Source organism: Methylomonas koyamae, assembly GCF_019669905.1.
GTDB classification, from domain to species: domain Bacteria; phylum Pseudomonadota; class Gammaproteobacteria; order Methylococcales; family Methylomonadaceae; genus Methylomonas; species Methylomonas koyamae.
Genome location: NZ_AP019777.1, coordinates 3,416,433 through 3,429,914, shown reverse-complemented (window position 1 = coordinate 3,429,914; position 13,482 = coordinate 3,416,433). Strand labels below are relative to the sequence as shown.

Annotated in this window: 11 protein-coding genes and 1 pseudogene; 6 read left to right on the top strand and 6 right to left on the bottom strand. The window is 55.8% G+C overall.

Going from position 1 to position 13,482, the window contains the following annotated elements; genetic code table 11:
• Positions 1-206: 206 nt before the first annotated feature.
• From MKFW12EY_RS15375 to MKFW12EY_RS15350, 6 genes and pseudogenes are all read left to right on the top strand, one after another.
• Positions 207-1,389: pseudogene (locus tag MKFW12EY_RS15375) on the top strand (IS3 family transposase).
• Positions 1,390-1,522: 133 nt separating this feature from the next.
• A complete protein-coding gene (locus MKFW12EY_RS15370) occupies positions 1,523-2,257 on the top strand; it encodes a hypothetical protein (protein ID WP_157199389.1) in 735 nt (244 codons plus the stop codon).
• An 88-nt stretch (positions 2,258-2,345) separates the two neighbouring features.
• A complete protein-coding gene (locus MKFW12EY_RS15365; RefSeq protein WP_082409836.1) occupies positions 2,346-2,885 on the top strand; it encodes an REP-associated tyrosine transposase in 540 nt (179 codons plus the stop codon).
• 405 nt (positions 2,886-3,290) lie between these two features.
• A complete protein-coding gene (locus MKFW12EY_RS15360; RefSeq protein ID WP_221053312.1) occupies positions 3,291-3,833 on the top strand; it encodes an REP-associated tyrosine transposase in 543 nt (180 codons plus the stop codon).
• Between the two features lie 483 nt (positions 3,834-4,316).
• Complete coding sequence (locus tag MKFW12EY_RS15355; protein ID WP_221053311.1) at positions 4,317-7,688, top strand: hybrid sensor histidine kinase/response regulator; 3,372 nt, start codon at positions 4,317-4,319, stop codon at positions 7,686-7,688.
• The gene (locus MKFW12EY_RS15350; RefSeq protein WP_054761878.1) at positions 7,685-8,614 is read left to right on the top strand and encodes a response regulator; all 930 of its coding nucleotides are present in this window, start codon (positions 7,685-7,687) and stop codon (positions 8,612-8,614) included. The genes MKFW12EY_RS15355 and MKFW12EY_RS15350 overlap by 4 nt, the downstream gene beginning before the upstream one ends.
• A gap of 265 nt (positions 8,615-8,879) precedes the next feature.
• On the opposite strand, the gene fabG is transcribed toward MKFW12EY_RS15350, so the two are convergent.
• The 6 genes from fabG to MKFW12EY_RS15320 all read right to left on the bottom strand — a co-directional run bounded on the left by fabG (position 8,880) and on the right by MKFW12EY_RS15320 (position 13,455).
• Complete coding sequence (fabG, locus tag MKFW12EY_RS15345) at positions 8,880-9,608, bottom strand: 3-oxoacyl-ACP reductase FabG (RefSeq protein WP_221053310.1); 729 nt, start codon at positions 9,606-9,608, stop codon at positions 8,880-8,882.
• Entirely contained in the window at positions 9,601-10,551 is a 951-nt protein-coding gene (gene fabD, locus MKFW12EY_RS15340; protein WP_425334043.1) for an ACP S-malonyltransferase, read from the bottom strand. Before fabD ends, fabG begins: the two co-directional genes overlap by 8 nt.
• Before the next feature lie 8 nt (positions 10,552-10,559).
• Entirely contained in the window at positions 10,560-11,528 is a 969-nt protein-coding gene (locus MKFW12EY_RS15335) for a beta-ketoacyl-ACP synthase III (protein ID WP_054763471.1), read from the bottom strand.
• Entirely contained in the window at positions 11,525-12,553 is a 1,029-nt protein-coding gene (gene plsX / locus MKFW12EY_RS15330) for a phosphate acyltransferase PlsX (protein WP_221053308.1), read from the bottom strand. The genes MKFW12EY_RS15335 and plsX overlap by 4 nt, the downstream gene beginning before the upstream one ends.
• A gap of 199 nt (positions 12,554-12,752) precedes the next feature.
• Positions 12,753-12,935: a 50S ribosomal protein L32 gene (gene rpmF, locus MKFW12EY_RS15325; RefSeq protein ID WP_054763470.1), complete on the bottom strand. Its 183-nt coding sequence runs from the start codon at positions 12,933-12,935 to the stop codon at positions 12,753-12,755.
• Position 12,936: 1 nt separating this feature from the next.
• The gene (locus tag MKFW12EY_RS15320) at positions 12,937-13,455 is read right to left on the bottom strand and encodes a YceD family protein (protein ID WP_064021010.1); all 519 of its coding nucleotides are present in this window, start codon (positions 13,453-13,455) and stop codon (positions 12,937-12,939) included.
• Positions 13,456-13,482 lie beyond the last annotated feature (27 nt).

Below are 13,482 nucleotides of genomic sequence, written 5' to 3'. Positions count from 1 at the left end.
GCTAGTCTCGCCAAAAGCTACGATGCTCGGGGCGGAATAACGGGGACAACCCCATCGCGAGATGGAAAGGTATTAAATGATTTTGAAAGCTAGGATTTTGATTGTGTTGTAGGATGCTGCCGACGACAGGAGTGTAGTGGTCTAATAAAAATGGACACCCGACTAGGTTGATAGACTATTGATTATCAACCTCCAAGGTGAATGGAATGAAACGAGAAAGGCGAAGTTTTGATGCGGTGTTCAAGCTGCAAGTGGTGAAGATGCTCCAGGAGCAGGGGCTGACGGTGTCTCAGGTTTGTCAGGAGCTCAAACTCGGCGAGACGGCGGTGCGCCGCTGGGTGAAACAGGTGCAAGCCGAGCAATCCGGCCAAGCAGGTATCGGTAAGCCGTTAACACCCGATCAGCAGCGGATACGGCAGTTGGAGCAGGAAAATCGACAACTGCGTTCAGACAATAAATTGCTAAAAAAGGCTTCGGCCCTCTTTGCCAGGGAACTGCGATGACACATCAAGTGATTCAACAGTTGACAGCAGAGAGGGCCATGACGGTGCAGCAGGCTTCTAAATTATTGGGTGTCAGCCGTTCGGGATTCTATGCCGCCAGGCAGCGAACCCGGCAACCGCCAGCGGTCTGCGGCACACGCATCCGTCTACGCAGTGTATTCGAAGCGACGGGGCGTAGCTATGGCAGTCGCCGCCTGCGTCAGGAACTGGCGGAACAAGGCATCGAGATCGGACGGCATCGGGTTCGCAGCCTGATGCGAGAGCTCCAGCTCAAGCCGATCTGGAAGCCCAAATTCGTCCATACGACTGACAGTAACCATGCGTTGCCGGTATACGAGAATGTGCTGGATCGTCAGTTTGAACAACGCGAGGCTAATCGAGCTTGGGTGTCGGACATCACGTATATTCGCACGCTGAGCGGCTGGCTGTATCTGGCCGTGGTGCTAGATCTTTATTCGCGCAAAGTCGTCGGTTGGGCCATGGCGCCCAACATGCCGGCGGAACTGGTTTGCACCGCCTTGCAAATTGCCATCGCCCAGCGCAGACCGTCGCCAGGCTTGATCGTGCATTCCGACCGGGGCAGCCAATACGCTGTCACGAATATCGTGAATTACTTGAGCGCCATGACTTCCAAGGCAGCATGAGTCGAAAGGGCAATTGCTGGGACAATGCGGTCATGGAGCGCTTCTTTCTAAATCTGAAAATGGAGCGTGTTTGGCGCCGCCAGTATGCTAATCACGCCGAGGCCATCCGTGACGTGACAGACTACATCGTCAACTTCTACAACAGTCGACGATTGCATTCGTCATTGGGCTACCTGCCACCCAATGGCTATGAAATGAAAATGGCAGCTCAGCAACCTATCTTGGTGTCCGAAAAAAGTTGACCACTACAGGAGGCGCATCGTTAGCGACCGATGCGCTTCTCTTCTCTCCGTTCAACACGTCCTATAGGACTGGTGAATCCTACCTATTTGGATTTCAGGTTTTGAATTTTAATAACAATAGAGAAGTTTATATATGACTCGATTCTGGAGAGACGGTTTTTATCGTACAAATCAATTCGGGACCACTTTTTGGGTAGACGGGCACTGGGTCGAGCGAGATCAATGGGATAGAGACAGTTTCCTAGAAAATGACATTGAATATTGGCGTTCAACACTGGAAGAAATGCGGGTGCGAAATTCTACAACGGCACAATTTATAAATCCAAATGCTGAATGTCCAGTGTGTAGTCAGCCAGTATTTTTTTATCAGAACAAAAGTGGAAGTCGTGTCTTTTTTGATGAATTAGGACCTCCATGGCCGAAGCACCCATGCACTAGTAAATCGTGTGATAAGGGTGTTAATGAAAATATTTCTATTAAGCCTAGTTTTCGCAGTGAAAACGATATTTTCACTATTCTGCGGGGTGCGGAGATTGCATTCCTTTATCCTGATATTGCATTTGAGATTAAATACGGCAGAAAGCCTTGGCTTGTCACTAGTCTTGCCGAACGATTCAAGAGTCCCACTGGCGTATATTTTGTATTGAGTTCATTTGAAAATGAAGTTTTAAAAAAAATATTATTGTTCGGAAAATTTTTACCTGGTTATTTAAAACACGGTGCTCCTGTTTTTTACAAAAGAGAAAAGATAGCTTTTTTTGATATAGATAAATTAGAACAAGTCGAGCTATCAGTAAAACGAATTAGAAGCGCCGCTTCGTTCCTTGATGAGCTGATTTTAGATAGATACTCTGCTCAGGTGGATTAATAACGTAGGGTGGGCACGGTTTATGTGCCCACGCGGGGATAATCGCAAACTCCGAATTAACCGCCCAAAATTTAACAACCAAATAACAATGTCCCGTTACCGCCGCTCGCAAAATCCCGGTGCAACGTATTTCTTCACGGTGGTGACTTATCGGCGGCAAGCGATTTTATGTGATGAACCGGTGCGGGCGGTTTTGCGACAAGCGATTGCAACCACTCGTGCCAAACGGCCGTTTACCATTGATGCCTGGGTGTTGTTGCCGGACCATTTGCATACTATTTGGACCTTGCCGGCGGACGACGGAGATTTTGCCACGCGTTGGAGTGTGATCAAACGGCAGGTGAGCGTGGTTTGTGGCGAAGTGTATCGGCGGGCAGAATGGATCAATGCATCGAAACAAAAGCATCGAGAATCGACATTGTGGCAACGCCGGTTTTGGGAACATCAAATTCGAGATGAAACCGATTTTGCCCGGCATATGGATTACATCCATTACAACCCGGTGAAACATGGATATTGCCGGCAAGTCAGTGAGTGGCCTTATTCAACGTTTCATCGATATGTTAACGAAGGCGTTTATTCGATGGAGTGGGGTGGTAGCGTTGACGATTTGGTTGCGGGGGAATGAAAGGTTCGTCCGCGTGGGCACATAAACCGTGCCCACCCTACGAAATCAGGATGGTTTTTGTCCCGTATGCCGCGCCGAGCACCGGAGCTTTTGAACGGAACAGCCCGTAGGGGCGATGCAGGGATGCATCGCGTTGCCGAAGGGGCAGGAAGCCCCTTTCGGCAACCCCGTTCAAAAGCTTCGGAGCGCAGGGAATAAGCGGCATCCGGGTCGCCTTTTCTTTGGATACTTTCTTTTGGCGACGCAAAAGAAAGTATCGCGGCCGCCGGTCCGCGAACCGGCATTAAAACACCTGTCGCGGCAGCGACACCAAAACATGAAGCAACGTAGGGTGGGCACACGCTTTTTGTGCCCACGCGGAAATGCCACAAATCCTGATTTAACCGCCGAAAATTAACGAACAAAATGTCCCGTTACCGCCGCTCGCAAAATCCCGGAGCAACTTATTTCTTCACGGTGGTGGCGTATCGGCGGCAAGCGATTTTATGCGATGAACCAATTCGGGAGGCTTTGCGCAAGGCAATTGCAACCACTCGTGCCAAACGGCCGTTTACCATCGACGCCTGGGTGTTGTTGCCGGATCATTTGCATTGCATTTGGACCTTGCCGGCGGACGACGGAGATTTTGCCACGCGTTGGAGTGTGATCAAACGGCAGGTGAGCATGGCTTGTGGCGAAGCGTATCGGCGGGCCGAATGGATCAATGTGTCGAAACAAAAGCATCGGGAATCGACATTGTGGCAACGCCGGTATTGGGAACATCAAATTCGCGATGAAACCGATTTTGCCCGGCATATGGATTACATTCATTACAACCCGGTGAAGCACGGGTATTGCCAGCGGGTAAGCGAATGGCCTTATTCGACGTTTCATCGATATGTTAAGGACGGCGTTTATTCGATGGATTGGGGTGGTGATGGTGTTGACGATTTGGCAACGGGGGAATGAAAGGTTTGTCCGCGTGGGCACAAAAAGCCGTGCCCACCCTACGAAATCCGTACATTTAGCCATTTCAGATCATGTAATCCAAAAGATGCGTTAGCGTTTCCGACAAATTTCGAGTACCGGAAGCGCCAAATCCGTTTTGATAGCGCGATGGTTTTGTCCCGTATGCCGCGCCGAGCACCGGAGCTTTTGAACGGAACAGCCCATAGGGGCGATGCAGGGATGCATCGCGTTTCCGAAGGGGCAGGAAGCCCCTTTCGGCAACCCCGTTCAAAAGCTTCGGAGCGCAGGGAACAAGCGGCATCCGGGTCGCCTTTTCTTTGGATACTTTCTTTTGGCGACGCACAAATTCGTCTGGAACGAATTTGAACAGCCGATAGGCTGGCCCGCAGGGCGAAAACCACGGATGGTTTTCGTAGCAAAAGTATCGCGGCCGCCGGTCCGCGAACCGGCATTAAAACAACCGTCGCGGCAGCGACACAACATATGAAGCCAATTCACCAAAACATCACCAAAATCCGCCGCGACTACAACGCCCTGGTCGTCAACGAAACCCTGGAAGACTACGCGCTGCGTTATGCGCCGCGCAGCTTTCGGAAGTGGAGCGAGTTCCAAGTCGCCAACACCGCGTTCGGTTCGACGTCCTTCCTGGTGCTGGAAGCCATCGGCGGGTTTTTGTCGATCAACTACGGCTTTACCAACGCTTTCTGGGCCATCATCGCCGTTGGCATCGTCATTTTTATCACCTCGCTGCCGATCAGCTATTACGCCGCCAAGTTTCATATCGATATCGATTTACTCACCCGCGCCGCCGGTTTCGGCTACATCGGTTCGACCGTTACTTCGCTGATTTACGCCTCGTTCACCTTCACGCTGTTTGCGTTGGAGGCGTCGATCATGTCGCTGGCGCTGGAACTGTATTTTCAGATTCCGCTGGCTTACGCCCACGTGGTCAGTGCGGTGATCGTGGTGCCGCTGGTGACCTTCGGCATCACTACGATCAGCCGGATGCAGCTTTGGACCCAGCCGGTCTGGCTGCTATTATTGATCGCACCGTATATCGCCGTGGCGCGGGCCGAGCCGGAGGCGTTGCTGACGCTGGAAACTTATTTCTGGATTGCCGGCAGCGGCCAGGGATTCGATTGGCTGCTGTTCGGCAGCGCGGCGACGGTGGCCTGTTCGATGGTGGCGCAGATCGGCGAGCAGGTCGACTTCTTGCGTTTTCTGCCGGACCAGACCGAACAAAATAAATGGCGCTGGTGGGGGGCAATGTTGGCGGCCGGGCCGGGCTGGGTGGTGTTCGGCGTGGTGCGGCAATTGCTCGGCGCACTGTTGGCGCATCTGGCGATCCGCCACGGCATCCCGGCCGAGCACGCCCACGAGCCGACCCAGATGTATCTGGTGGCCTACAACGAGTTGTTCGAAGACCCGAAATGGGCCCTGGCCGCCACTACGTTATTTGTGGTGTTGAGCCAGCTCAAGATCAACGTCACCAATGCCTACGCCGGCTCGCTGGCCTGGTCCAACTTCTTTTCCCGGCTGACCCACAGCCATCCGGGGCGGGTGGTGTGGTTGCTGTTCAACGTGTTGATCGCCTTGCTGTTGATGGAATTCGGCGTGTTCGGCGCGTTGGAGAAGGTGCTGGGTTTGTTTTCGAATATGTCGATTGCCTGGATCAGCACCGTCGCCGCGGAGTTGATGATCAACAAGCCCTTGGGCTTGAGTCCGAAGGAAATCGAGTTCAAGCGGGCCTATTTGTCCGATCTGAATCCGGTCGGCATGGTCTCGACTTTCGTCGCGTCGCTGGTGTCGATTCTGGCTTATGTCGGTTTGTTCGGCGAATGGCCCAAAGCCTTCTCGGCACTGATCGCGCTGGGTCTGGCCTTTGCGTTGGTGCCGGCGCTGGCCTGGTTCAGCCAGGGCAAACATTACCTGGCCCGCGACCGTGACGAACGCAACCGCTACGCCCGCAATACTTGTTCGATTTGCGAGAACGAGTTCGAGCACGACGACGTGGCCTATTGCCCGGCTTACGGCGGCAGCATTTGTTCGTTGTGCTGCACGCTGGATGCGCGCTGCCTGGATAGCTGCAAGGTCGGGTTTCGTTTCGACGACTATCTGGAGCGGATGGCCAAAACTGCCATGCCCGAGTTTCTGAGCCTGCATGCGCGGATGCGTTTATTGCGCTTCGGCTTGCTGTTCGGCTTTCTGGCGGTGCTGACCGGTATTTTTATCAGCATCATTTATTACCAGGATTTGCTCAGCATTCGCCGCGATGCGGCGGCATTTCAGTTGTTGCTGCATAATTTCCTGAAAATCTATGCCTCATTGCTGGTCTTCATCGGCCTGTGTACCTGGTGGTTGATCCTGAACGCCGAAAGCCGCCGGGTCGCCCACGAGGAAACCGCCAAACAAACCCAGTTGTTGCTGCAGGAAATCGACGAGCACAAGAAAACCGACAGCAAGTTGCAGCAAGCGATGAAGCTGGCCGACAGCGCGAATCAGGCCAAAAGCCGCTTCCTCAGCAGTATGAGCCACGAGATCCGCTCGCCGTTGAACAGCATCATCGGCTACGCCCATATCCTGCACCAGGACCCGGAGATACCGCCGCACCGCAAGCAGGCCGTGGAAACGCTGAAACGTAGCGGCGAGCATTTGTGCGCGTTGGTCGAAGATATTCTGGACATTGCCCGGATCGAAGCGCGCAAGTTCGAATTGAAGTACCAGCCGTTCAATTTCCCGGATTTCGTCGAACATCTGGTGCATACCTACCAAGTCCAAGCAGAGGACAAAGGCTTGAGTTTCAAATGCCAGATCGGTAACCATTTGCCGCAGCGGGTGCGCGGCGACGAGAAGCGGGTCGGGCAGATTCTGATCAATCTGTTGGGCAACGCCGTCAAATTCACCGAGCGCGGCGAGATTGTGTTTCGCATCGGCTATAGCGGCGGCGTCGCCAGTTTTCAGGTCATCGATAGCGGTGCCGGTATCGACGAAGAGCATTTGCAGAATATTTTCCAGCCGTTTACCCGAGTCAACCAGGCGACCGGCAATGCGGTGGCTGGCGCCGGGTTGGGCTTGACCATCAGCAAAATCCTGACCGAGGTGATGGGCGGCGAATTGACCGTGAAAAGCCGGCCGGGGGAGGGCTCGACCTTTACCGTGCGCTTGTTGTTGCCCAGTCTCGGTGCCGATACCGACCCGGAACCGGCGGCGGCCATCGTCGGTTACGCCGGCGCCAGACGCCGAATCATGGTGGTCGACGACCAGCGCGAGCACCGCGAACTGCTACTGGAGATGCTGGAACCCTTGGGGTTTTATCTGAGCGAAGCCGATTCCGGCGAACAATGTCTGGAAAAATCGGCCGAGGACCGGCCGGATTTGATTTTGCTGGATATTTCGATGAGCGGCATGAACGGCATCGAAACCGCGATGCTGTTGCGCGAACGCGGCTGCAGCGTGCCGATTGTGATTCTGAGCGCGAATGCCTATGCCAGCGACCGGATGGCGGCGTTGAATGCCGGTTGCAACGACTTCCTGGCTAAACCGATTCAGGTGCGGGAACTGATGCACAAGCTGAAACTCTATTTGGCGCTGGAATGGCTGTACCGCGACGAAGCGGCGCCGGCCGCCGCCGGCGAGCGGAGCGTGCCGGTTCCGCCGGCGGAATTGCTGGCCGACTGCGTCGATTGCGTGCGCATAGGCGATTTGATGGGCTTGAAGAAGGTATTGCAACGCCTGTCGGTGCAGCACCCGCAATACGCCGGGTTTTTCGCCAAATTGGAAGGTTTGGCCAACGAATTTAAACTGGGCCGTATCAGGCAGCTATTGAATATGACCAAACAGGAGGCAGGGCGATGATGGAAGCGGCTCCCGGTAACGGTACGGTGTTGATCGTCGACGATACGCCGGGTAATTTGGCTTTGTTGTCGGACACGCTGTCGGAAGCCAATTACCGGGTCTTGGTCGCCACCGACGGCGTTTCAGCGCTGGAGCAGATTCAATATGTCAAACCCGACATCATCCTGCTGGACGTGATGATGCCCGGTATCGACGGTTTCGAGACGTGTGCCCGCTTGAAAGCGGACCCGGCGACCGCGGCGATTCCGGTGTTGTTCATGACCGGCCTCAGCGAATTGGAGAATTTGCTGCGCGGCTTCGGCGAAGGGGCGTTGGATTACATCGTCAAACCGATTCGACCGCCGGAAGTATTGGCGCGGATCGAGGTGCATCTGACTCAGACCCGCAACCTGCTCAGAGCGGAACAATTGTTGAACCACGGCGAATTTGCCGCGCTGGCGGTCGATGCCGGCGGCCAAATCCATTGGCGGACGCCGGCTGGCGCGCAATGGCTGGCGGACTTCAACGCATTTCAGGGATTGGATGCAGCGCCCGCCGGCGACAGCACGTTACCGGAGGGCATGCTGGGTTGGTTTCAGCGTTGGTTGCGCCAATCCGGCCGCAGCGAGGCCGACTCGGAACCGCACCGTCTGGTGCCGGGATTTGCCGTCACGGTCAACGCCTGCGAACAACCCGGCGAATATCTGCTGCTGTTGCAGCGCGACGATGCGCAGTGGAGTCCGGAGACGCTTCGCGAAAAGTTGAAGCTGACTTTTCGCGAAGCCGAAATTCTGATGTGGATCGCCCGCGGCAAAACCAACAAAGAGATCGGCATCATCCTGGCGACCAGTCCGCGTACCGTCAACAAGCATTTGGAACATATCTTCGAGAAGCTCGGCGTTTCCACGCGGGCGGCAGCAGTGGCGGCGGCGATGCGGGGCGGTTGAGCTTTTAGCCGAGTGCAAATAAAAAGGCTATGTTCGCGTTAATAGTTGAATGAGATCGAAGCCGTCATCCCGGCTGTATTGCCGGGATCCAGGGCACAAGGATGTGTTGAAATTTTGCCGTCCGTGGCTTCTGGGCCCCGGCACTCCTCTTGTGCCCTTTGGGTATGCCGGGGCGACGCCAACTACTAACGCAAACATAGCCAATAAAAAGGCCCGTAGCATGTTCTGCTACGGGCCTTTTTTGTCGAAGCGGGTCGGCTGCCGCTTACGGCATATACATGCCGCCGTTGACGTGCAGGGTCTCGCCGGTGATGTAGGAGGCTTGTTCGGAGGCCAGGAACGAGACCGCGTGGGCGATTTCTTCCGGCTGTCCCAAGCGGCCAAGCGCGATCGAGCCGAGCAGGGCGGTTTTAATCTCTTCCGACAATTCCTTGGTCATGTCGGTGTCGATAAAGCCCGGGGCGACGGTGTTGACGGTGATGCCGCGCGAGCCAACTTCTTTCGCCATCGATTTGGCGAAACCGACCATGCCGGCCTTAGCTGCCGCATAGTTGGTCTGGCCGGCGTTGCCGGTCGAGCCGACTACCGACGAGATGTTGATGATGCGGCCGTAACGGGCTTTCATCATGCCGCGCAGCACGGCCTTGCTCATCCGGAAGATCGAAGTCAGGTTGGTGTTGATGATGTCGTCCCATTCTTCGTCTTTCATCCGCATCAACAGGTTGTCGCGGGTGATGCCGGCGTTGTTGACCAGGACAGCCGGGGTGCCGTACTCGTCGCCGGTGGTTTTGATAAAGCTTTCGATGTCGGCGGCGTCGGCCACGTTCAGTTTGTAACCTTTACCGTTGTCGGCCAAATAAGCGGAAATGGCGTCGGCCCCGCTGTCGGAGGTGGCGGTGCCCAGTACGTAAAAGCCGTCTGCGGCCAATCTTTCGGCAATGGCCCGGCCGATGCCACGGCTGGCGCCGGTAACGATGGCGGTTTTCTTATCCACGGAGTTGCTCCACAACGTTGTTGATGGTTTCGGTGTCGTACAAGGTGAAATGGGCGGCGTCGGGCGCGATGCGCTTGTTCAAGCCCATCAGTACTTTGCCGGGGCCGCATTCGACGAAGGCGGTGACGCCTTGTTCGTGCATGAATTTGACGCTTTCCACCCAGCGCACCGGCTTGAATAATTGTTCTTTTAACGCATAGCGGATCACTTCCGGCGAACCGTGCGATTTGACGTCGGCATTGTGAATCAGCGTGGTGTTCGGCATGTCGACGTTCAGGCTTTGCAGAATCTCGTTGAGCCGGTCGGAGGCCGCTTCCATCAACGCGCAATGCGACGGTACGCTGACCGGCAATTTCAATGCGCGTTTGGCGCCCAGGGCTTTCAAGGCGTCGATGGCGCGGTCCACCGCGGCGGTCTGGCCGGCGATAACGACTTGGCCCGGTGCGTTGAAATTGGCGGCGGCGACGATTTCGCCGTTGGCGACTTCGGCGCAGGTGTTGACGACCTGGTGGTCCTCCAGACCCAGGATGGCCGCCATCGCGCCTGCCCCGGCCGGTACCGCTTCCTGCATCAGCCGGCCGCGGGCGGCGACCAGCTTGATCGCGTCTTCGAAGCCCATTGCGCCGGAACAAACCAGTGCGGTGTATTCGCCCAGGCTGTGGCCTGCCATCCAGGCTGGACGGATCGCGGTTATTTCGCACCAGGCCCGCCATACCGCGACGCCGGCGGCCAGCATGGCCGGTTGCGTGTTGTGGGTTTGGTTCAGATCGGTTTCCGGACCATTGGCGACCAGATCCCAAAGATCGAAGCCCAGCGCGTCGGAGGCTTGGGTGAAGGTTTGGGCGACGACAGGGGTGGCTGCCGCCAGCGAGCCGAGCATGCCGACCGCTTGCGAGCCTTGGCCGGGAAAGACGAAGGCCAGATTGTAACTTTGTTCGTTTATTGTCATTGTTAGTACCTCAGTAATACGGAACCCCAGGTGAAGCCGGCGCCGAACGCCTCCATCAACACGGTTTGCCCGCGTTGGATACGGCCATCGCGCACACCTTCGTTGAAGGCGAGCAATACCGATGCCGAAGAAGTGTTGCCTTGGTTTTCCAAGGTCAGAATCACTTGATCCATCGACATGCCGAGCTTTTTCGCGGTGGCGGCAATGATGCGGGTGTTGGCCTGGTGAGGTACCAGCCAGTCGATATCGCTTTGTTGCAGGCCGTTGGCTGCCAGAGTTTCGTCGACGATGCGGCCTAGCGTGTTGACCGCAACTTTGAACACTTCGTTGCCGCGCATACTGATGTAGGCCGGCTCGTGTTGTTTGGCCGCAGCCGCGACTTGCGGATTGGGGCAATACAGTAAATCTTCGTAGCCGCCGTCGGAATGGATGTGGGTCGACAAGATGCCGGGTTCGTCGCTGCCGGTCAGCAGGACCGCACCGGCGCCGTCGCCGAACAGGATGCAGGTGCTGCGGTCGCTCCAGTCGACAATCCGCGAGCAGATTTCGCTGCCGACCACCAACACGTTTTTGGCGAAACCGGTCTTGATGTATTGGTCGGCGATGCTGAGGCCGTAAACCGAGCCGGAGCAGGCGGCCTGGATGTCGAAGCCGACGCATTGCTTGATGCCCAGCCGTTCCTGCAGCAGGCAGGCGGTGCTGGGATAGACCCGCTCCGGCGTGCCGGTGGCGACGACGATCATGTCGATATCTGCGGCGGCGATGCCGGCCGCGTCTATGGCCTGGCGGGCGGCGACTTCGGCCATGCTCGATGCCGTTTCGTCCGGGCCGGCGATGCGGCGGCTTTTGATGCCGGTACGTTCGTAGATCCAGCTATCGGACGTATCGACCATGTTGGAGATATCGTCGTTGGTGCGGATCGTGGCCGGCAGATAGCCGCCGGTACCGATTACCTTAGTCCAGCGGCTCATAGTGCGGCCTTCTGCGCCAGTGCGACTTCCAATTTTTCGCTGATTTTACGGATTACGCCTTGCTCGACTTCCAGCTCGGCCAGATGAATGGCGGTTTCGAAGGCCAGGGCGTCGGCGCCGCCGTGGCTTTTGATGACCAAGCCGCGCAAGCCGATGAAACTGGCTCCGTTATACAAACGCGGATCGATGCTGTCTTTGAACTGTTTCAGCACCGGGTAGGCTACCAAGCCGGCCAGTTTGGTCAGCCAGTTTTTCGAGAAGCTGTCTTTTAATTTGGAACCGATCATTTTTGCGGCGCCTTCGATCGATTTCAGCGCGACGTTGCCGACAAAACCATCGGTGACGATCAAATCGACTTTAACGTTGCCGGCGTTGATCGAGTTACCTTCCACATAACCGATGTAATTCAGCGCGGAATTTTCCAACAGCTTGGCGGCGGCCTTGACTTGCTCGTTGCCCTTCATGTCCTCTTCGCCGATGTTCAGCAGGCCGATGCGCGGCCGTTCGATGTTTTCCACCGCTTTGACCACTTCTTCGCCCATCACGGCAAATTGGTACAAATGTTCGGCGCTGGAATCGACGTTGCCGCCCAAATCCAGCATGTGGGTATGGCCGAAGGTCGACGGCAGCGTGGAAATGATGGCGGGGCGGTCGATGCCGGGGATCATTTTCAGCACGAAGCGGGCCGTGGCCATCAGCGCTCCGGTGTTACCGGCACTGACGCAAGCGTCGGCCTTGCCTTCCTTTACCAGGTTGATCGCCACCCGCATCGAAGAATCTTTTTTGTTCTTCAAGGCTTTTTGCGGCGTTTCGTCCATTTCCACGACTTGCGAGGCGTGTTGAATACTGATCCGGCCGCTGAACTCGGCCAGCGCCGGTTCCAGCAGTTTGTGCAGAACCGCTTCGTCGCCAACCATGATGAGTTTCAGATCCGGATTTTTTCTTAGACAGGCCAGAGAGGCGGGAACCGTTACTTGCGGACCGAAATCCCCGCCCATGGCGTCGATTGAGAGAGTTGAGCTCACGCTTATGACTAACCCCAGAAGTTAAAATAAGCCAACTGCTGTCGAACAACAAGTTGGCTTTACCCAGAAACTACCCTTTTACCGCAACCGCAGTTCGCCATCCGGCTGCCGTTACCGAAGCGCAGGTCCCGAAGATCGGGCCGAAGCGGTTTGCTCGGCTAAATCCGGCGTCCGCGGCAGCGCGGCGGGTTTAAGGCGATTAATCTTCTTCGTGCGCGCCGACGATTTGGCGGCCTTTGAAGTAACCGTCCGGCGTCATGTGGTGGCGCAGATGGGTTTCGCCGGTCAACGGATCCTGGGCCAGGGTTTTGCCGACCAATGCATCGTGTGAACGACGTTGACCGCGTCTGGAACGCGATACTTTGCTCTTTTGTACTGCCATTTCAATCTCCAGTTTTTTTAAGTTTTGCTAAAACAGAAAAAGGGTTGTTCGCCTTGATCTGACTATCGGTCGCGCCGTAATCGGCGTCTTCGGAACGGTTGCGTTCGATACATTCGAACGGGTGTCGCGGATAATCCGGCAACGCCAGCAGAATTTCGTCCTCAATCAAGGCGGTTAACGAAATCGTCTCGCCGTCCAGCATTAACGGCTCGGAATCGTCCAGTTGCTTGGCTTCTTGTAGCGAAGACACAACAGACAATTTAAAGCTGATATCCACAGGCCATGCCAGCGCCTGCAGGCAGGATTGGCATTCCAATTGGATGTCGCCCCCGATATGGCCGGACACGGTAACCCGCTTACCCTCTTTGCCGAATTCGATTCGGACTTTCAAGGCGCCGCTACGGTCAATCACGCTGTCGGCTAAGCGTTCAAGGGCAGCGATGTTCAATTCCCCGGCCAATACGCTACGTCTTTCAGCGAACAGCAGAGGATCGATATGGTCGGGAAACTTGTCTGACATAACTGTACAATGATACAGATATCAGAC